Genomic DNA, 19,334 nt, shown 5'->3' with positions numbered 1-19,334 from the left:
CGCCGGCTAGAGCCGCACCGCCCTGACGAAGCTGATCGTGGCGGCGGGAACCCGATGCTCGGCGGGCCCGAGTTCCGGTAGGCCCGCGGCGGCAAACAGGTCGGTGAGCCGAAAGATCGTGGTATCCCAGCCGTTTGCCGCCAGGTGTGCGGCGACGTCGGTGTGCTCACCCGGGTAGGCCAGGCCGGCGATGTCCAGATCGAGGCCCTGCCGTCGCCACCCCTCGGTCATGAGCCGCGCCTGTTCCTGCCCCTCCGGCGTCGTCGGGGCGACGGTTCCGAAGTCGGCGGCGAACCGGCTGCCCTCGCTGGACAACGGAATGATGGCGTCGAGCAACCGGACTTCGGCCTCGGGCGGAAGGAACCCGATCAGCACCCCCTCGGCGAGCCACGTCGTCGGCTGATCCGCGTCAAAGCCCGCCGCCTGCAAGGCCGCCGGCCAGTCCTCGCGCAAATCGATACCCACGGTGCGGAGTTCGGCCGTGGGGGCCGCGCCGATCTCGGCCAGGGTCGCCGTCTTGAACGCGATCACCTCCGGCTGGTCGATCTCGTACACGGTCGTCCCGGCCGGCCACCGCAACCGGTAGGCCCGGGAGTCCAGACCCGATGCCACGATCACCACCTGGCGCAGCCCGGCCTGCCCCGCCGCGGCGAAATAGTCGTCGTAAAACCGGGCCCGGGCGGCGAATGTGTCCACCATCCGCGAGAATCCGACGCCTTGCTCCAGGTCCATCGAATCGAGTTCGCCGGCGGCGAGCCTGGTGAATACGTCCAACCCCACGGCGCGCACCAGCGGCTCGGCGAACTCGTCGGTGATGACCGGTTGCGGGCGCCTGGTTGCCGCCGCCCGGGCCGCGGCCACCATGGTGGCGGTCGCACCCACGCTGTTGGCCAGGTCCCAGGTGTCGCCTTCGGTTCGTGCCATGGCTGCTCCTTCGATGTGGTGGCAAAACCACGGTATGCCTGCTCGGTAAATAGCGACGTCGCCTACGGTTTCCCTATGCCTGCAGTGACTCTGGAACGTCTCGAAGACAACATCGCCTGCATCACCCTGAACCGGCCGGAGCGCCTCAACGCCATCGATGGGTCGTTGATCGGCGGCGTCCACGAGGCCCTGGATGTGCTGGACAAAGGTGAGTACCGGGTGGCGATCCTGACCGGTGCCGGACGCGGATTCTGCGCCGGCGCCGATCTGAGCGGCACCGGCCAACCCTGGACGCAGAACAAGCCAACCACCCCGGCGTTCAAGGTCAACTACGACGCCCAGGTCCGGCTGGCCAACCTGTACACCCGGATCTACGAGATGGACATTCCAGTCATCGGCGCGGTGAACGGCGTCGCCGTCGGGGGTGGGCTGGCGTTCTCGTTGGTCTGCGATATCCGGGTCGCCTCCGAGCAGGCCCGGTTCGGCTCGGTGTTCATCAAGGCGGGATTCTCGTCGATGGACATGGGCACCAGCTACCTGCTGCCCAAGATCGTCGGCGCCGGGGTGGCGCGCGAACTCATGCTCACTGGTCGCATCATCGACGCGGCCGAGGCCTACCGCATCAAGCTGGTGCACGAGGTCGTCGCCGCCGATGAGCTGATGCCAGCCGCGCTCAAGCTGGCCCGCTCGATCGCCGAGAACAACGCATACGGCGTGTGGCAGACCAAGATTGGCCTCAACGCCGCGCTGGATGCGCCCAGCCTGCGCCATGCCATCGAGATCGAGAACCGCACCCAGATCCTCAGCGGCTTCACCAACAACCCGGTCGAGGCCGCGATGGCGCACCGGGAAAAGCGCGCCCCGAAATGGGATGTGCTGTAACGCTTTTAAAGCTTCGCGATCACGTTCTCGGCGAACATCTCCAGGTTGCGGATCTTGCTGTCCAGCGGCTCGGTGTCCTTGCCCTTGATGTAGGGGATGCGGAAGCCGACGATGACGTCGGTGACGCCCTTGTCCTCGAGCCGTTTGATCCCGTCCGCGGTGTAGGCGTCGGTCGAGATCACATGGATCTCGAACGGCCCGGTCTTGCCGGCTTCTTCGCGGAACTTCTTGAGCTTGGCCAGCAGGTGGTCGAGTTCTTGCGCGTCACCGCCGCCATGCATCCAGCCGTCCAGGCGCGCCGCGCGCCGCAGCGCCGCATCGGCGTGCCCACCGATCAGAATCGGGACGGGCTTGGTGGGGGCCGGGGACATCTTGGTCTTGGGGATGTCGTAGAACTCGCCGTGGAATTCGAAGTAGTCGCCGGTGGTGAGGCCCTGGATGATCTCGATACACTCGTCCATCCGCTTGCCGCGCCTGGCGAACGGGACACCCAACAACTCGTAGTCCTCGGGCCACGGGCTGGTGCCGACACCGAAGCCCACCCGGTTGTCGGTCATCGCGGCCAGTGACCCGATCTGCTTGGCCACCAACGCCGGTGGCCGGATGGGCAGCTTGAGCACGAAGAAGTTGAACCGCAGCTTCGTGGTCACCGCGCCCAATGCCGAAGTGAGCACGAAGGTTTCGATGAACTCCTTGCCGTCCAGGAATTCGCGGTTGCCGTCCGGGGTGTAGGGGTACTTCGAGTCGGATTCGAAGGGATAGGCGATGCTGTCGGCGATCGTCATGGCGTCGTAGCCGGCCGCCTCGGCTGCCTTGGCCAGCGGGATGTAGTACCTAAAGTCCGTCATCGCCTCTGCGTAGGTAAACCGCACGTCATCTGCCTTCCTGAAGGGGTCGTCAGTCGACATTAGAACGTGTTCTAGTTTCAGCACAACCGGCAGATCGGCGCGGCGGCACCCGGGCCGCCGGCCAGAGCAGGTTTCGGTCTACAGCTGGTTCTCGGGGCCGATCACAGCCCAGACCGTCTTGCCCGACGAGGTGGGCGTGCTGCCCCACGCTCGGGACAACGCGTCCACGATCGCCAGCCCGGACACGTCGATGCCCTTCTTCGGCGACGGCAGTCGCACCGCGGGCGTGTTGCTCGCATCCGACACCGCGATGGTCGCCGTGGTGCCCAGCGCTTCGATCCGCACCGCCGGAACGCTGGCGGTGTGTTCCAGCACGTTCTCCACGAACACGTTGACCACCACCAGCGCCACCGGAATGAGCTTGGACTGCGACCAGGTGGTGAGCCATTCACGGACCAGGCGCCGCGACTCGCGCAGGCTGGTCAGATCGGCGGGTAGCTGCACATCGGCGCGCCGCACCGGGCGGCGGCTGTTCTGGCCGAGCGCCTTCAGCGCGGCTTTCTCACTCGCATAGACCGGCATGAAGTGGGTGACCCCGCTATTGGCGATCGCCTCGCGGACCGCGCGGTTGGTGCAGACGAGCACGATCGGAATGTGCGGCGCACCGCCGGCCTGCCAGTACGCGCTCATGAAGGTTGCCCACGCCGATTCGGAGGGCACCTTGAGCCCGGAGACATTGACGATCACGGCGGCGGCATCGTCCAGCGTGGCTTTGAGGATGCGTTCGCGGAGTGCGCTCGAGTTGGCGGCATCAAGCTCGCCGTCGACGGTCAGGACGGCAACCGAATCATCGGTCCGCATCGCAACGGCCACCGGGCTCATCCCAGCTCGGTCCTGGCGTCCGGTTCCATTTCCCGCTCCTCGCATCATGCCGGGCCGATTGCTTGAGTATCCGCTCTCAGCGGCAAAAGTCTACTTCGCGAACCAGCGGCCTCAATACAGCCGGAAACCGCAGGCTGCGTTCGGGATCCCGGTAAATCCATTCCGCAAACCCGCAACGAAAGCACCATGCGCCCCCTCCCACACGCCCCGGGGAGTCGACCAGCCCCACCCCGACGCGCTATGGAGTCGAATGCCCAGCACGCGCTTCCATCCCGGTTACCACGCGGTGACCGCCGCCAAACTTTTCGGTATGCCCCGAAAAACAGCGCGTTAACCAGCGCAAAGGCATCAGCCATCGCCCGGCGCGGCCGAGCCCTATCGGCTCAGCGGTTGCTCAGCGCGTACGGGGGCGCGCCCACCCCCGCGACCGAGTGCGTCCCCCACGGTGTCTGTTCGACGATGCGCGCCCGCGCGCTGCGCTCGCCGACCGTCAGGGTGCCCGTCCGTGATTGCTTGAGGATCTCGCCGGACAACGGTCCCGACGGAGAACCGAACAGCGTTCCCTGCCAGTGGTAGCGGCCGTCGATCGGGTCCAGGTGGCCGGTCAGCCGGACCCGCACCGGGTGGCGGGCGCCGCCGATTTCCAGCGTGGCGGCGCCGTCGTATGTGTCGTCGCCGGCGGGCGCGCTGGCCGAGAGGTCGAAGGCGGACGCCACCGGGGGCGGCTCTGCCGGCCGCAGTTGGGCGCGCTCGTTGAACACCCGCTGGCTGCTGGCGCGCACCTCGATGCGACCGCTGGCCGTGCGCTCCATGACTTTCAGGCACTCGGCGACGTAGCGCGCCTGAGCGTCCGGATCGGGAGCGGTGACGAAGAAGTAATTGGGGAACCCGCGAATCGCCACCCCGCAGAACGGCTCCATGCCGTCGTGCCAGGCCTGCCGGATGGTCAGCCCGGCCGAGCCGACCAGGGTCTGGTCGGCGACGTCCTCGGGGATGAAGTAGCCGGTGCCGTAGATGATGGCATCGACGCGGTGGACGGCGCCGTCGGCGGTGCGCACGCCCGACGCCGTCACCGCCTCGATCGCGGACGCGGCGATGGCGACCCGGGGCCGCGAGGCCGGCGTGCGGCGCAACCGGCGAGCGGCGCGGGCGTACCACGCCGGGATGTCGGCCACGACGCGACGCGGCGCGCGGGCGAACACGGTGACCGAGTTCGCCACCTGGGTCAGCCGCCCGAGGTGGTGGGCGGCCGCGGCGTCGGTGCCGATCACCGCGATCTGCTTGCCGGACGGATCGAATCCGGGATCCCACGCCGCGGCGTGAAACGCCGCTCCGCCGAACTCGTCGTGTCCGGGGATGGCCGGCAGCCAGGGCCGCTGGACCGGATGGTCGGCGGCGACGACGACATCGGCCCGGATTCGGTCGCCGCCGGCCATGGTCAACAGCCAGGTATCGGAGTCGTCGTCAAAGCGTGCGTCCCGGGTCGGCCCGTCCAGCATCACCAGGCCGGTGAAACCGGCTGCCAGCAAGGCGGTTTGGGCGCTCTTGCCGCACACGCCCGCCCCGGCGACGACGATGTGGCAGCGGCGCTCGGCGCGATCCGGCGGCTGCGTCACAGAAACCTGCTGCGCTTCCAGCCGAGGCGTGCGATCGAACCCATCAGGCCGACCTCGGTCAAAAATGCCGCCAGTGGCGCGAATCCGGCGACCTGTATGTCGCGGCGATGCGGACTGGTGCGCGCGGCCTTGCGGGCGCGTTTGGGGTCCAGACCCGCCCGCGCATAGGGCACGGGGTTGCTGAACAGGTAATTGAAGAAGTAGCCGCCCAGCCCGTTGATGTTGGCCATGAACCAGCGGTTGAGCCGGGGCATCTCGACCACGCGCTTGCGCGCGCCGTCGCGCGCGAACTGGATGTGGCGGGCCTCTTCGGTGACGTGAATCCGCATGAGTCGCTGAATGATTGGCTGCAGTTCCGGGTCGTCCATCATCTGCCGCTGCAGCGAGTCGAAGATCTCCTCACCGATCAGGGCGGCCACCCACAGCATCGATCCGCGCTGGAACGCCAGCGGCAGGCAGTTGATGATCATTCGGTGAAACAGTTTGGGGCGCACCGGTTTGGCGCCGATGCGTTCGATCGCCTTGCCGAACATCACCATGTGGCGGGTCTCGTCGCCCAGTTCGGTCAGCTTGTAATGGGTCGACCGGCTGGTCGGGTCCTCGTGCAGGATCGTGCGCAGCAGCGCTTGGTTGAGCATGTTCTCAAACCAGATGCCGGCCGACAGCGTGTTCACCAATTCCTGCCGGGACAGCTCGATCTGTTGCTCGCGGGTCATCTCGTCCCACATCGGCGTGCCGTAGAGCGACACCAGTCGGGGCGGCAGATAGAACTTGTCCGGGTCCAGCGGCGCGTCCCAGTCGATGTCGACGACGGGTTCGTAGGACTTTTTGACCGAGCCCTTCAGCAATCGGTCCGAGAAGTCTTCACGACTCGGCCCACCTGGCTTCACCGGTGTAGTCATCGCTGGCGTCCCTCCATTGGGTGCTTCAGACGGTACCCATGGTACTGGGTACTTGCGGTCCCGGCTAGATGCTGGAGGCCGCGATTCGGCAATCTGACGGGCAACGAGCATCAGGAGGCGGCGGAGTGGGCCGGCACATTCACGTCATCGGCGTCGGCGCCGGTGACCCCACCTACGTGACCGTGCAGGCGATCGAGGCGCTCAACGACACCCAGGTGTTCTTCGCGATGGACAAGGGCGAGCAGAAGAGCGACCTGGTGGCGCTGCGGCGCGAGATTTGCGGGCGTTTCATCCGTGAGCCGGGCTACCGCTTCGTCGAGCTGCCCGACCCCAAGCGGGGCGATGACGCCGACTACCGGGACGCGGTCGCGGATTGGCACGCCGCCCGCGCGAAGATCTGGGCCGACGCCATTTCCGCCGAGCTGGGCCCGCACGGCGTCGGCGGGTTTTTGGCCTGGGGCGACCCGTCGCTCTACGACAGCACGCTGCGCATCCTCGACGCGGTGGCCGAACGGGTCGACTTCACGTTCGATGTCATCCCGGGCATCACCGCCGTGCAGGCGCTGACCGCCCGGCACCGCATCCCGCTCAACGAGGTCGGCGAACCCGTGCTGATCACCACCGGGCGGCAGCTGCGCATCCACGGGCCGGCCGCGGGGTCCGCCGTCGTGATGCTCGACGCCGACTGCTCGTTCCAGGTCTGCCCGCCGGACACGCGAATCTGGTGGGGCGCCTACCTGGGCACCGACGACGAGCTGCTCATCGCGGGCGCGGTCGGCGAGGTGGGTCCCCGCATCGTTTCGCTGCGAGCGCAAGCCCGCGCCCGGCACGGCTGGATCATGGACACGTATTTGCTGCGACCGGCACACTGAAACCGTGCCCGAACTACCCGAGATCGAAGCGCTGGTCGACCATCTGCGCCGCCACGCCGTCGGCCTGACGATCGGGCGGGTCGACATCGCCGCCCTGTCCGTGCTGAAGACGTTCGACCCGCCGATCAGCGCGCTGCACGGCCAGGCCGTGACCGGGGCCGAGCGGTGGGGCAAGTACCTGGGGCTGCGCACCGACAACCTTTTCCTGATCGCCCATCTGTCACGGGCGGGCTGGCTGCGGTGGTCGGACAAGCTGGCCGCGGCTCCGCTGCGGCCCGGCAAGGGCCCGATCGCGCTGCGGGTGCACCTGGGCACGCCCGGTGCGGCGCCTGGCTTCGACCTCACCGAGGCGGGCACCCAGAAGCGGCTGGCGGTGTGGCTGGTGGCCGACCCGCAGCAGATCCCACAGATCGCCGCCCTCGGGCCGGACGCGCTGGACTTGGACCTGGATGCGCTGGGTGATCGGTTGGCCGGCAACACCGGCCGAATCAAAACGGTCATCACCGACCAGAAGGTGATCGCCGGGATCGGCAACGCCTACAGCGACGAGATCCTGCATGTGGCACGCATATCGCCGTTCGCCACCGCCGGCAAGCTGTCCGACGGGCAGCTCGCCACGCTGCACGACGCGATGGTCTCGGTGCTCACCGATGCGGTGAGCCGGTCGGTCGGGCAGGGGGCGGCCACCCTCAAGGGCGAGAAGCGCTCCGGATTGCGGGTGCACGCCCGCACCGGGCTGCCCTGCCCGGTATGCGGGGACACCGTGCGCGAAGTGTCGTTCGCGGACAAGTCTTTCCAGTACTGCCCCACGTGTCAGACCGGCGGCAAGATCCTGGCCGACCGGCGCATGTCGCGTTTGCTGAAGTAGTCGCCCGACTCGGATTTGACACCTGTCGATATGCTGCCCCGATGACTCGCCAGAAGATCCTCATCACCGGCGCCAGCTCGGGCCTGGGCGCCGGCATGGCGCGCGCCTTCGCCGCCAAGGGCCGCGACCTCGCGCTGTGCGCGCGTCGCACCGAGCGGCTCGATGAGCTGAAAGCCGAGCTGTCGCAGAAGTATCCGGGCATTCGGATCGCGGTCGCCGCGCTGGACGTCAACGACCACGAGGCCGTCCCCAAGGTGTTCGCCGAACTCAGCGACGAGCTGGGCGGCATCGACCGCATCGTCGTCAACGCCGGCATCGGCAAGGGCGCGAAACTGGGCTCCGGCAAGTTGTGGGCCAATAAGGCCACCATCGAGACCAACCTGGTCTCGGCGCTGGTGCAGATCGAGACCGCGCTGGAGATGTTCAACAAGAACGGTTCGGGCCACCTGGTGCTGATCTCGTCGGTGCTCGGCAACAAGGGCGTGCCGGGCGTCAAGGCCGCCTATGCCGCGAGCAAGGCCGGGGTGAGCTCCCTGGGCGAATCGCTGCGCGCCGAATACGCCAAGGGCCCCGTCAAGGTGTCGGTCATCGAGCCCGGCTACATCGAGTCGGAGATGACGGCCAAGTCCAACAGCACAATGTTGATGGTGGACAACGAGACCGGTGTCAACGCGCTCGTCGCGGCCATGGAACGGGAGCCCGGCCGCGCCGCGGTGCCGTGGTGGCCGTGGGCCCCACTGGTGCAGCTGATGCGGGTGCTGCCGCCCCAGCTGACGAAGATGTTCGCCTGAGGTTAGCCCCCCGCGCGAGCGTGCGTTGCCTGTCCGCGACACGCCGACCGCGCGCGTGCAACTGCGCACGCTCGGCGGAGAAAAGTCAGCTGGTTCGCCCGCGCTCGCTGCGATACCGGCGCACCAGGGCGTCGGTGGAGCTGTCCGACTGCGGCGCCGGCGACCCGTCCGCGGTGATCACCGGAAGCAATGCCTTGGCCTGGGTTTTGCCCAGCTCCACGCCCCATTGGTCGAACGAGTCGATTCCCCAGATCACGCCCTCGGTGAACACCTGATGCTCGTAGAGCGCGATCAGCTGGCCCATCACCGACGGGGTGAGCCGATTGGCCAGGATCGAGGTCGACGGCCGGTTACCGGGCATCACCTTGTGCGGCACGATATCCGCGGGCGTGCCTTCGGCGGCGATCTCTTCGGCGGTCTTACCGAAGGCCAGCACCTGGGTCTGGGCGAAAAAGTTGCTCATCAACAAGTCGTGCATGCTGCCGTCGCCCTCGGCGGTGGGCAGGTCGTCGAGTGGCTGGCTGAAGCCGATGAAGTCGGCGGGCACCAACCGGGTGCCCTGATGCAGCAACTGGTAGAACGCGTGCTGCCCGTTGGTTCCCGGTTCGCCCCAGAAGATTTCACCGGTGTCCGTGGTGACCGGGCTGCCGTCCGCGCGGGTCGACTTGCCATTAGACTCCATGGTCAGCTGTTGCAGGTAGGCCGCAAAGCGCGCCAGGTCGTTGGAGTACGGCAGCACGGCGCGCGATTGCGCGCCCATGAAGTTGGAATACCACAGACCGATAAGCCCAAGCAGGACAGGCGCATTGGATTCCAGCGGCACGGTCTTGAAATGCCGGTCGACGATGTGGAACCCGGAAAGGAAGTCCGCGAAGGCTTCTCGGCCGATGACGGCCATCACCGACAGTCCGATCGCCGAGTCCACCGAATAGCGGCCGCCGACCCAATCCCAGAAACCGAACATGTTGTCGGTGTTGATACCGAAGTCGTCGACCAGACGTTTGTTGGTGGAGACGGCGACGAAGTGCTGCGACACCGCGGCGTCGCCGAGGGCATCGGTGATCCAGCGGCGCGCGGCCGTGGCGTTGGTCAGGGTTTCCAGCGTCGAGAACGTCTTCGAGGCGACGATGAAAAGTGTTGTGGCGGGGTCCAAGTCGGCCAGGGTGGCGATCAGATCCGCCGGGTCGACGTTGGAGACGAACCGCGCCGAGATTCCCGCGTCCGCGTAGTGGCGCAGCGCCTGATTGACCATCACCGGGCCGAGGTCCGATCCTCCGATGCCGATGTTGACCACCGTGCTGATGCGTTTCCCGCTGGCACCCGTCCATTCACCGCTGCGCAACCGATCGGTGAATTCGCCCATGGCGTCCAGCACCTCGTGCACGTCTTGGACGACGTTCTCGCCGTCGACGACCAGCTCGGCGTCCCGGGGCAGTCGCAGCGCGGTGTGCAAGACCGCGCGATCCTCCGAGGTGTTGATGTGCACGCCGGCGAACATCTGATCGCGACGCTCTTCGAGGTTGGCCGTGCGCGCCAGATCGACCAAGAGCCGCAGCGTTTCTCGCGTGATGCGGTGCTTGCTGTAGTCGATGTAGAGGTCGCCGACCGAGACGGTCAGCTCGCGGCCGCGATCGGGGTCGTCGTCGAAGAACTGCCGCAGATGGGTGTTGCCGATTTGTTCATGATGCCTGCGCAGGGCGTCCCACGCCGGGGTGGCGGTGATGTCGGAGAGGGTGGGCACGGAGGTCATTGGCGTCGCTCCATCTTCATCGCTTTGCTCTGCATCGTCGCCGATGCGGGTCATGCCTCGACCCTATGGGCTGTGACGTGACGGAGCCAGGTGTAGCGGGGAGCTCTGCGTCGGCGGGAATGAACCGCCGACGTCAGTGGCCGAGCCGGCCCCTGCCCAACCGCAGCAGCAGTATCGCAAGGTCCTTGCCTTCGGGGCCGAGCGCGCTGTAGCGCTCTATGACCTTCATTTCGCGGCTGTGCACAAGCCGCGTGCCGCCGGACGCCATCCGGGCCTTGCCGATCGCCTGTGACACTTCGGTGCGCCGCTGCACCGCCGCGAGGATCGCGGCGTCGAGCCGGTCGATCTCTTGGCGCAACTCGTCGATGTCGGTGACCTCTTGGGTCTCCACCGTGTCGATGTTCATCTCTGCTGACTCCGCGTCTTCGTCGTGATGTGGGGGTTCTGGTCTCATGCAGTATCGGGCCTCACAAAAGACGAGCCCCGAGTGCCGAAAGCGGACCACGGGGCTCTGCGGAAGCAGTCAGGCCACGGGCACCGCGAACCGGTACCCGTAGGGAAATCGGCGCCGCCACTCCTGGTTCGAAGAGCGTCGCCGGCACTGCACGTTGAGCACGAATCGAGTGTGCCACTACAAACGGCAACGGCGCAAAGAAAACGCGTTTAAGCTGCGCCTTTTGCACTTGGGTGCAATTACGCCGCCGGACGGAATCCGGGCGGAAAGTGCATTACTACACGCCGGATCCCCGCTCGTCCGCGTGACGCCGTCCCGGCCGCCCGGCCCACTAGCCTGGTCTGATGCCAGGGCGGTAGTGCGTCAGTGGGCGGCGGTAAGTTTGGACTGACATGAGTGTGCACGCAACAGATGCCAAGCCGGCCTCCGAAGCAGACCAGCTGCTCGAGGGCCTCAACCCGCAACAGCGCCAAGCGGTCGTGCATGAGGGTTCCCCACTGCTGATCGTCGCGGGTGCGGGTTCGGGAAAGACCGCGGTGTTGACCCGCCGCATCGCCTATCTGATCGCGGAGCGCGGGGTCGGGGTCGGCCAGGTGCTGGCCATCACCTTCACCAACAAGGCCGCCGCCGAGATGCGCGAACGGGTGGTGCGGCTGGTGGGCAACCGGGCCCGCGCCATGTGGGTCTCCACCTTCCACTCGACCTGCGTGCGCATCCTGCGCAACCAGGCATCCCTGATCGAGGGTCTCAACTCCAACTTCTCCATCTACGACGCCGACGACTCGCGGCGCCTGTTGCAGATGATCGGGCGCGACATGGGGCTCGACATCAAGCGCTACTCGCCCCGGCTGCTGGCCAATGCCATCTCCAACCTGAAGAACGAGCTGATCGATCCCGCGCAGGCGGTGGGCAACCTGACCGACGATTCCGACGAGTTGTCCCGCACGGTGGCCAGCGTCTATGGCGAATACCAGCGGCGGCTGCGGGCGGCCAACGCGCTGGACTTCGACGACCTGATCGGGGAAACCGTGGCGGTGCTGCGGGCCTTCCCGCAGATCGCCCAGCACTACCGGCGCCGGTTCCGGCACGTCCTCGTCGACGAGTACCAGGACACCAACCACGCGCAGTACGTGTTGGTGCGCGAACTGGTCGGCCGCGGCGGTTCAGCGAGGCTCGCCGGAACGGGCCCCCAGGCCGGCGCAGGCGAGGCGAAGCTGGGACCGCCGAATCAGCCCGATTCTGACGAGGTTTCCGACGAGGTGCCGCCCGCTGAACTGTGCGTCGTCGGCGACGCCGACCAGTCGATCTATGCGTTCCGGGGCGCCACGATCCGCAACATCGAGGACTTCGAGCGCGACTACCCGGACGCGACAACCATTCTGCTGGAACAGAATTACCGCTCGACCCAGAACATCCTGTCCGCGGCCAACTCGGTGATCGCCCGCAACTCCGGGCGACGCGACAAGCGGTTGTGGACCGCCGAGGGTGCCGGTGAGCTGATCGTCGGGTATGTCGCCGACAACGAGCACGACGAGGCCCGTTTCGTCGCCGAGGAGATCGACGCGCTCGCCGAGAAGGGCGAGATCAACTACAACGACGTCGCCGTCTTCTACCGCACCAACAATTCGTCGCGGTCGTTCGAAGAGGTATTCATCCGCGCCGGCATCCCGTACAAAGTCGTTGGGGGAGTGTGCTTTTACGAGCGCAAGGAGATTCGCGACATCGTCGCCTATCTGCGGGTGCTGGACAACCCCGGGGACGCGGTCAGCATGCGTCGCATCCTCAATACCCCGCGCCGCGGCATCGGCGATCGTGCCGAGGCGTGTGTGGCGGTGTACGCCGAGAACACCGGCGCCAGCTTCGCCGACGCGCTCGTCGCCGCGGCCGAAGGCAAAGTGCCGATGCTGAATTCGCGTGCGGAGAAGGCGATCGCCGGTTTCGTCGAGTTGCTCGACGAGCTGCGCGGCCGCCTGGACGACGATCTCGGAGACCTGGTCGAGTCGGTGCTCGAACGCACCGGATATCGCCGGGAACTCGAATCCTCCACCGATCCGCAGGAGCTCGCGCGCCTGGACAACCTCAACGAACTCGTCAGCGTGGCACACGAATTCAGCACCGACCGGGCCAACGCCGCGGCGCTGGGCGAGTCGCTGCAAACGCCCGAAGACGAAGACGTGCCGGACACCGGTGTGCTGGCGGAGTTCTTGGAGCGGGTCTCGCTGGTCTCCGACAGCGACGAGATCCCCGAGGACGGGGCCGGCATGGTCACCCTGATGACGCTGCACACCGCCAAGGGCCTGGAGTTTCCGGTGGTGTTCGTCACCGGCTGGGAGGACGGAATGTTTCCCCACATGCGGTCGCTGGACGATCCGGTGGAACTCTCCGAGGAGCGGCGGCTGGCCTACGTCGGAATCACTCGGGCGCGGCAACGGCTCTATGTGAGCAGGGCCATCGTCCGGTCGTCCTGGGGGCAGCCCATGCTCAACCCGGAATCACGCTTCCTGCAAGAGATCCCGCAGGAGCTCATCGAATGGCGGCGCACGGCGCCGGCCCCGTCGTTCAGCGCGCCGGTGAGCGGCGCCGGCCGGTTCGGCACGCCGCGGGCGGCCCCGACCCGCTCGGGGATGAGCAAGCGCCCGCTACTGGTGCTCGCGGCGGGCGACCGGGTGACGCACGACAAGTATGGGCTGGGCCGGGTCGAGGAGGTGTCCGGCGCCGGCGAATCGGCGATGTCGCTGATCGACTTCGGCAGCTCCGGGCGGGTGAAGCTGATGCACAACCACGCCCCGATCAGCAAGCTCTAGCGGGCGGCGTTCGGCGAAGCTCAGGCGTCCAGCCAGCGTTTGGTCTGCGGCAGCAGCACCAGCACGACCGTGGCGATCGGCAATATCGGCAACAGGTGGACCACCCACGCGACGCGGGCGCCGGCGATGAACACGCCGATATAGGTGAGGACGGCGACCAGCGCGCCGGCCATCAGAAGGTAGCGGCTGATCGATCGCCGCTGCAGCAACAGGATCACGCCCGACACCGTGGTACCGGCGAACACCAGGGCCAGGAAGGCGACCGCGATGCAGAACAGCCGGTCGGTGCGCCACCAACCGGCGATCAGGTCGGTGGCCACCACCGAGGTGGCCCAGCCGCTGACGATGCTCACCGCGCAGGCGGCGACGGCCGTTCGATCGGTGGGCTCAAGGGCCGGCACTCCGGCATAGCCGGTGCGACCCGGACGGGAACCGGCCCGGTAGGGCGCGGGTTGCGGGGCGAAGTGGGTGGTCGGGCTGTCCGGTGTGGTTGGGATGGGCCCGGTCGGCGCGCGCCGGATGATCCGTGTCCGTGATTCGGAGGGCGAATCGTGCTCGTGCGTGGGCTCGGGCGGACGCGGACCGGAAGTTTCGTCGTTCGGCGCGGTCACCTCAGCCAGCGTAGTTGCCGACCATAAGACCACGCTTAGCGAGCCACGGCACGGGGTCGATCCGTTCGCTGCCGCCCTGCAGCACCTCGAAATGCAGGTGCGGGCCGGTGGAATTGCCCCGGTTGCCCATCGTGGCGATCTGGTCGCCGGCCATCACGCGCTCACCGACGCTGACCAGCGTGGTGTTGATGTGGCCGTAGAGCGTGACTGTGCCGTCGGCGTGTCGGAGCTTGACCAGCATGCCGTATCCGCTGGCCGGGCCGGAGTCGATGACGACGCCGTCGGACACCGCGTAAATCGGTGTCCCGATCGAGTTGGCCAGGTCGATACCGGCGTGCAGCACGCCCCACCGGTAGCCGAAGTTGGAGGTGAAGATGCCCTTCGTCGGCATCACGTAAAGCGGCTGCGACAACCGCGCCTCGCGCTGAGCGCGATCGTTGGCGAAGGCGACGCCCTTGGCGAGCTCCTGATTGTGCAGCGCGGCGGTGGCCGCGGGCGCCGCGGCGATCACCTGGGGGCCGCGGACGGTGTTGGTGCCGCTCGCCCCGCCGGTGAGCGCGGACGCGTTGGCGGTCAGCACGGCGTCGGTCTTGGGGGCGTCAGCGTGGCTGGTGGCCGTGTGGGCGGCCGCGGCGGCGGCGCCGGCGGCCATCGCCGAGATCAGCAGCCGGCCCCGGGCCGCGCTGGTCGGTTGTTTGCGGTGCTGCCCGCCGCGGCGGGCCACGCCGACGACGTCCGTAGTGTGCGAGCGCTCGGTGCGCGGCTCGACGGACACCCGCGGCAGCACCTCGGTGACGGGCGCGGCCAGCCATACCGGGCGCACGTCGTCGGCCTCGTTGAGGTCGTCGAGCTCGGGCGCCAGCAACACCTGGGCTTCGTTGTCGAACGGTGAGTCGCTGCTGAAGTCCAAGTCGCCGAGATCGCCGGCGTCGTCGCTGAACTCGAAGTCATCGAAGTCAAACCCGTCGAGCGGAAGGATCTCGGTGACTTCGGTGCGATGCGGTGCGTCGGCCCACCGGGCGCCCGCGGCGCGACCTACCCTCACGACGCCTTCAGTTACGGCAGACGGCCGGGCAAAAAGGTGCTGGGACAACCTGAAATGTCCTCGTATCGTGACCATAACGTTATCTGGACCCTAGGAAGGTATCCGCTGACGCGCGGGGCTGGCAACCTCGTTGGAAAATCCGGGCGGAATTGTGATTTGGATCACGCGGGCGGTCAACCCCTAGCCGGTGAGCTGTGCCACATCGGCGGACGCGGCGGTAAAGGCTGTTTGAGGGGTGGATACAGTTCGTCCGTGCGAGTTGCCGAGTGCGGCACCGCCCACCAAGAGGCCTAGTAGTTGAGTCGAGCGAAGACAGAGAGTCCATGGACCTTTTCGAGTATCAAGCAAAAGAATTGTTCGCCAAGCACAACGTACCGACTACACCGGGACGCGTGACCGACACCGCCGAGGGGGCTCGGGAGATCGCCACCGAGATCGGGCGTCCGGTGATGGTCAAAGCGCAGGTGAAAGTCGGCGGGCGTGGCAAGGCCGGCGGCGTCAAGTACGCGGCGACGCCCGACGACGCCTACGAGCACGCCAAGAACATCCTCGGCCTGGACATCAAGGGACACGTCGTGAAGAAGCTGCTGGTCGCCGAGGCCAGCGACATCGCCGAGGAGTACTACATCTCCTTCCTGCTCGACCGCGCCAACCGCACCTACCTGGCGATGTGCTCGGTCGAGGGCGGCATGGAGATCGAAGAGGTGGCCGCCACCAAGCCCGAGCGCCTGGCCAAGGTTCCGGTGGACGCCGTCAAGGGTGTCGACCTGGCGACCGCGCGTTCCATCGCCGAGCAGGGCCACCTGCCCGCCGAGGTGCTCGACGCCGCCGCGATCACCATCAACAAGCTGTGGGAGGTCTTCGTCGCCGAGGACGCCACCCTGGTTGAGGTCAACCCGTTGGTGCGCGACCCGCAGGACCAGATCCTGGCGCTGGACGGCAAGGTCACGCTGGACGCCAATGCCGACTTCCGTCAGCCCGGCCACGCCGAGTTCGAGGACCGCGACGCCACCGACCCGCTGGAGCTCAAGGCCAAGGAGCACGACCTCAACTACGTCAAGCTGGACGGCTCGGTCGGCATCATCGGTAACGGTGCGGGCCTGGTGATGTCGACGCTTGACGTCGTCGCCTACGCGGGCGAGAAGCACGGCGGGGTCAAGCCGGCCAACTTCCTCGACATCGGTGGTGGCGCGTCGGCCGAGGTGATGGCCGCGGGCCTCGACGTCATCCTGAACGACAAGCAGGTCAAGAGCGTGTTCGTCAACGTGTTCGGCGGCATCACCTCCTGTGACGCCGTCGCCAACGGCATCGTGACCGCGCTGAACATGCTCGGCGACGAGGCCAACAAGCCGCTCGTGGTCCGGCTCGACGGCAACAACGTCGACGAAGGCCGGCGCATCCTGGCCCAAGCCAACCACCCGCTGGTGATCCAGGCCGAGACCATGGACGCCGGTGCCGACAAAGCCGCCGAACTGGCGAACAAGTCTTAAGGAGAGATGACCCATGTCTATATTCCTGAACGCAGACTCCAAGGTCATCGTCCAGGGCATCACCGGCGGTGAGGGCACCAAGCACACCGCGCTCATGCTGAAGGCCGGCACCCAGGTGGTGGGCGGCGTGAACGCCCGCAAGGCCGGCACCACCGTGTCGCACGTGGACCCGGTCGGCAAGGACGTCGAGCTGCCCGTCTTCGGCACCGTCGCGGAGGCGATGAAGGAGACCGGCGCCAACGTGTCGGTCGTCTTCGTACCGCCGAAGTTCGCCAAGGACGCGATCATCGAGGCCATCGACGCCGAGATCCCGCTGCTGGTGGTCATCACCGAGGGAATTCCGGTGCAGGACAGCGCCTATGCGTGGGCCTACAACGTCGACAAGGGGCACAAGACGCGCATCATCGGGCCGAACTGCCCCGGCATCATCACCCCGGGCGAGGCGCTGGCCGGGATCACCCCGGCGAACATCAGCGGGCCGGGCCCGGTCGGCCTGGTGTCCAAGTCGGGCACCCTGACCTACCAGATGATGTACGAGCTGCGCGATTTCGGCTTCTCCACCTCGATCGGCATCGGCGGTGACCCGGTGATCGGCACCACCCACATCGACGCCATCGAGGCCTTCGAGAAGGACCCCGACACGAAGGTCATCGTGATGATCGGTGAGATCGGCGGTGACGCCGAGGAGCGCGCGGCCGACTACATCAAGGCCAACGTGTCCAAGCCGGTCGTCGGCTACGTCGCGGGATTCACTGCGCCGGAAGGCAAGACGATGGGCCACGCGGGCGCCATCGTGTCCGGCTCGTCGGGCACCGCGGCCGCCAAGAAGGAGGCCCTGGAGGCGGCCGGCGTCAAGGTGGGCAAGACCCCGTCGGAGACGGCCGAGCTGGCCCGGGAGATCCTGCAGAGCCTGTAGGGCTTCACCGAAGCTGCGGTTGGGTCGCGAATCCGCGATCCGGCCGCAGTTTCTTTTTGCCCCGGGCCATCGGTTAGCCTGTCGAACTAACAGTTGCCAGGAGGTTTGTCATGCCGGTCGATCCTCGTACTCCGGTGCTCGTCGGCGTCGGCCAGTTCACCGAGCGCATCGACGACCCCGACTATCGGGGAATGTCGGCGGTCGACCTCGCGACGGCGGCCGCGCGGGCAGCACTGGACGACACCGGCGCCAAAGGCGTTGCGAGGGCCATCGACACGGTCTTTGGGCTACGGCAGTTCGAGATCTCTGGACCGATGCCTGCGAGGCTGGGCAAGTCGAACAACTACCCGCGTTCGGTGATGAACCGGCTCGGCGGCGATCCGGCCCGCGTGGTACTCGAACCAGTCGGCGGGCAGGGGCCGCAGAAGCTTGTCACCGAGGCGGGCAACGCGATCGCGGCGGGCGCGGCCGACGTCGTGATGATCATGGGCTCGGAGCCCGGATCGACGGCTCGCTACTTCGCCGATCGCGAGGACAAGCCTGACTTCACCGAACACGTCGAGGGCCAACTGGAAGATCGAGGCCACCGGATCTCCAGCTATATCGACGAGTACACGATCCAGCACGGTCTGACCGGGGCGCCCGTGCAGTACGGGCTCCTGGAGAACGCTCGGCGCGCGCGGCTGGGGCGCGGCGTGGCCGACTATCGGCGCGAGATGGCCGAACTGTTCGCCCCGATGTCCAAAGTGGCCGCCAAGAACCCGTTTTCGTCGTCGCCGGTGGAGCGTTCGGTCGACGAGATCGTCACGATCACCGACGACAACAGGATGATCTGTGACCCCTACCCCCGGTTGCTCGTGGCTCGCGATCAGGTCAACCAGGGCGCGGCGGCGGTGCTGATGTCGGTAGAGGCGGCGACCCGTCTCGGGGTGGCCGAGGAAAAGCGGGTGTACGTGCACGGCCACTCGGACATGGCCGAGCAGTCGCTGCTGGATCGCATCGACCTCGGTGCCAGTCCAGCAGCGGTCCACGCGGCCCGAGAGGCGTTGCGGGTCGCCGGAATCGGCATCGACGACATCGCTACCTTCGACCTGTACAGCTGCTTCCCGTTCCCGGTGTTCGTGATCTGTGAAGCGCTGGGCATCGACGGTGACGACCCGCGGGGCCTGACCCTGACCGGCGGATTGCCGTACTTCGGTGGTCCCGGGAACAGCTACTCGTTGCACGGGATCGCCGAGACGGTCGCCCAAATGCGGGACAGGCCAAGGCAGTTCGGCCTCGTCGGCGCCAACGGCGGCATCATGAGCAAGTATTCCATCGGTATCTACTCGACCACGCCGGTCAATTGGCGGACCGACAACTGCGCACAGTTGAGGCAGCAGATCGACGCGCTGCCGAAGGTCGACGTCACGAAGACGCCCGACGGCGCGGCGAGGATCGAGACATACTCCGTGCACTACGATTGGCCGGTCCGCACCGGCGTCATCGTGGGCAGGCTCGAAGCGGACAACACTCGGTTCATGGCCACCACCGACGACGACGATCTCGTCGCGTTGATGTGCGATGGCGATCCGCTCGGTGCCGAGATCGCGGTGTGGTCGACCGACAACGGTAACCGGGCTTCGCTCGGCTAGATGTTCTACCGCCTCTGACCGCGCGACACATCAACCACGCACACG

17 protein-coding genes and 1 pseudogene are annotated in these 19,334 nt (G+C 67.1%); 9 read left to right on the top strand and 9 right to left on the bottom strand.

All coding sequences use genetic code 11. The annotated features are described in order from the left end of the window. Positions 1–6 precede the first annotated feature (6 nt). Entirely contained in the window at positions 7–924 is a 918-nt protein-coding gene (locus tag ACYQ8K_RS08065; protein WP_459967956.1) for a class I SAM-dependent methyltransferase, read from the bottom strand. A 75-nt stretch (positions 925–999) separates the two neighbouring features. Here ACYQ8K_RS08065 and ACYQ8K_RS08060 point away from each other — a divergent pair, with 75 nt between their 5' ends. Next, positions 1,000–1,806: an enoyl-CoA hydratase/isomerase family protein gene (locus tag ACYQ8K_RS08060; protein WP_459967955.1), complete on the top strand. Its 807-nt coding sequence runs from the start codon at positions 1,000–1,002 to the stop codon at positions 1,804–1,806. Between the two features lie 5 nt (positions 1,807–1,811). Here ACYQ8K_RS08060 and ACYQ8K_RS08055 read toward each other — a convergent pair whose 3' ends face one another. The 4 genes from ACYQ8K_RS08055 to ACYQ8K_RS08040 form a co-directional block, all read right to left on the bottom strand. Further along, positions 1,812–2,678: an LLM class flavin-dependent oxidoreductase gene (locus ACYQ8K_RS08055; protein ID WP_459967954.1), complete on the bottom strand. Its 867-nt coding sequence runs from the start codon at positions 2,676–2,678 to the stop codon at positions 1,812–1,814. A gap of 114 nt (positions 2,679–2,792) precedes the next feature. After that, positions 2,793–3,536 (bottom strand): STAS domain-containing protein, encoded by a 744-nt coding sequence (locus ACYQ8K_RS08050; protein ID WP_459967953.1) that lies wholly within the window; start codon positions 3,534–3,536, stop codon positions 2,793–2,795. Positions 3,537–3,919: 383 nt separating this feature from the next. Then, on the bottom strand, positions 3,920–5,152 hold the full coding sequence (locus tag ACYQ8K_RS08045; RefSeq protein ID WP_459967952.1) for a DUF4873 domain-containing protein: 1,233 nt from the start codon (positions 5,150–5,152) through the stop codon (positions 3,920–3,922). After that, positions 5,149–6,054: an AurF N-oxygenase family protein gene (locus tag ACYQ8K_RS08040; RefSeq protein WP_459967951.1), complete on the bottom strand. Its 906-nt coding sequence runs from the start codon at positions 6,052–6,054 to the stop codon at positions 5,149–5,151. Before ACYQ8K_RS08040 ends, ACYQ8K_RS08045 begins: the two co-directional genes overlap by 4 nt. Before the next feature lie 125 nt (positions 6,055–6,179). Between ACYQ8K_RS08040 and cobF the strand changes: the two genes are divergently transcribed. From cobF to ACYQ8K_RS08020, 4 genes and pseudogenes are all read left to right on the top strand, one after another. Continuing rightward, positions 6,180–6,926, top strand: a complete 747-nt coding sequence (gene cobF / locus ACYQ8K_RS08035) for a precorrin-6A synthase (deacetylating) (RefSeq protein WP_459967950.1) — start codon at positions 6,180–6,182, stop codon at positions 6,924–6,926. Between the two features lie 4 nt (positions 6,927–6,930). Continuing rightward, positions 6,931–7,173, top strand: a pseudogene (locus tag ACYQ8K_RS08030) (DNA-formamidopyrimidine glycosylase family protein); the annotation flags it as partial. A 153-nt stretch (positions 7,174–7,326) separates the two neighbouring features. Continuing rightward, entirely contained in the window at positions 7,327–7,794 is a 468-nt protein-coding gene (locus tag ACYQ8K_RS08025) for a zinc finger domain-containing protein (protein ID WP_459968017.1), read from the top strand. A 41-nt stretch (positions 7,795–7,835) separates the two neighbouring features. Next, positions 7,836–8,585 (top strand): SDR family oxidoreductase, encoded by a 750-nt coding sequence (locus tag ACYQ8K_RS08020; RefSeq protein ID WP_064953245.1) that lies wholly within the window; start codon positions 7,836–7,838, stop codon positions 8,583–8,585. 85 nt (positions 8,586–8,670) lie between these two features. On the opposite strand, the gene pgi is transcribed toward ACYQ8K_RS08020, so the two are convergent. Beyond that, positions 8,671–10,335: a glucose-6-phosphate isomerase gene (gene pgi / locus ACYQ8K_RS08015; RefSeq protein ID WP_459967949.1), complete on the bottom strand. Its 1,665-nt coding sequence runs from the start codon at positions 10,333–10,335 to the stop codon at positions 8,671–8,673. Positions 10,336–10,468: 133 nt separating this feature from the next. Continuing rightward, positions 10,469–10,789 carry a chorismate mutase gene (locus ACYQ8K_RS08010; protein ID WP_459967948.1) on the bottom strand — a complete coding sequence of 107 codons (321 nt, stop codon included), beginning with the start codon at positions 10,787–10,789 and terminating at the stop codon, positions 10,469–10,471. 392 nt (positions 10,790–11,181) lie between these two features. On the opposite strand from ACYQ8K_RS08010, the gene pcrA reads away from it, so the two are divergent. Beyond that, positions 11,182–13,593 (top strand): DNA helicase PcrA, encoded by a 2,412-nt coding sequence (pcrA, locus tag ACYQ8K_RS08005; protein WP_459967947.1) that lies wholly within the window; start codon positions 11,182–11,184, stop codon positions 13,591–13,593. A gap of 20 nt (positions 13,594–13,613) precedes the next feature. On the opposite strand, the gene ACYQ8K_RS08000 is transcribed toward pcrA, so the two are convergent. Continuing rightward, entirely contained in the window at positions 13,614–14,204 is a 591-nt protein-coding gene (locus tag ACYQ8K_RS08000) for a hypothetical protein (protein WP_459967946.1), read from the bottom strand. A gap of 1 nt (position 14,205) precedes the next feature. Further along, positions 14,206–15,249: a M23 family metallopeptidase gene (locus ACYQ8K_RS07995; RefSeq protein ID WP_459967945.1), complete on the bottom strand. Its 1,044-nt coding sequence runs from the start codon at positions 15,247–15,249 to the stop codon at positions 14,206–14,208. Between the two features lie 323 nt (positions 15,250–15,572). Here ACYQ8K_RS07995 and sucC point away from each other — a divergent pair, with 323 nt between their 5' ends. From sucC to ACYQ8K_RS07980, 3 genes are all read left to right on the top strand, one after another. Continuing rightward, the gene (sucC, locus tag ACYQ8K_RS07990; RefSeq protein WP_459967944.1) at positions 15,573–16,739 is read left to right on the top strand and encodes an ADP-forming succinate--CoA ligase subunit beta; all 1,167 of its coding nucleotides are present in this window, start codon (positions 15,573–15,575) and stop codon (positions 16,737–16,739) included. A 13-nt stretch (positions 16,740–16,752) separates the two neighbouring features. Continuing rightward, positions 16,753–17,655 carry a succinate--CoA ligase subunit alpha gene (gene sucD, locus ACYQ8K_RS07985; protein ID WP_459967943.1) on the top strand — a complete coding sequence of 301 codons (903 nt, stop codon included), beginning with the start codon at positions 16,753–16,755 and terminating at the stop codon, positions 17,653–17,655. Between the two features lie 110 nt (positions 17,656–17,765). Then, the gene (locus tag ACYQ8K_RS07980) at positions 17,766–19,289 is read left to right on the top strand and encodes an acetyl-CoA acetyltransferase (RefSeq protein WP_459967942.1); all 1,524 of its coding nucleotides are present in this window, start codon (positions 17,766–17,768) and stop codon (positions 19,287–19,289) included. Positions 19,290–19,334: the final 45 nt, after the last annotated feature.

The sequence above is a fragment of the Mycobacterium sp. MUNTM1 genome, from assembly GCF_054660795.1.
Note: the sequence above shows the minus strand (reverse complement) of the source record. Positions and strands in the feature narration are given on the sequence as shown.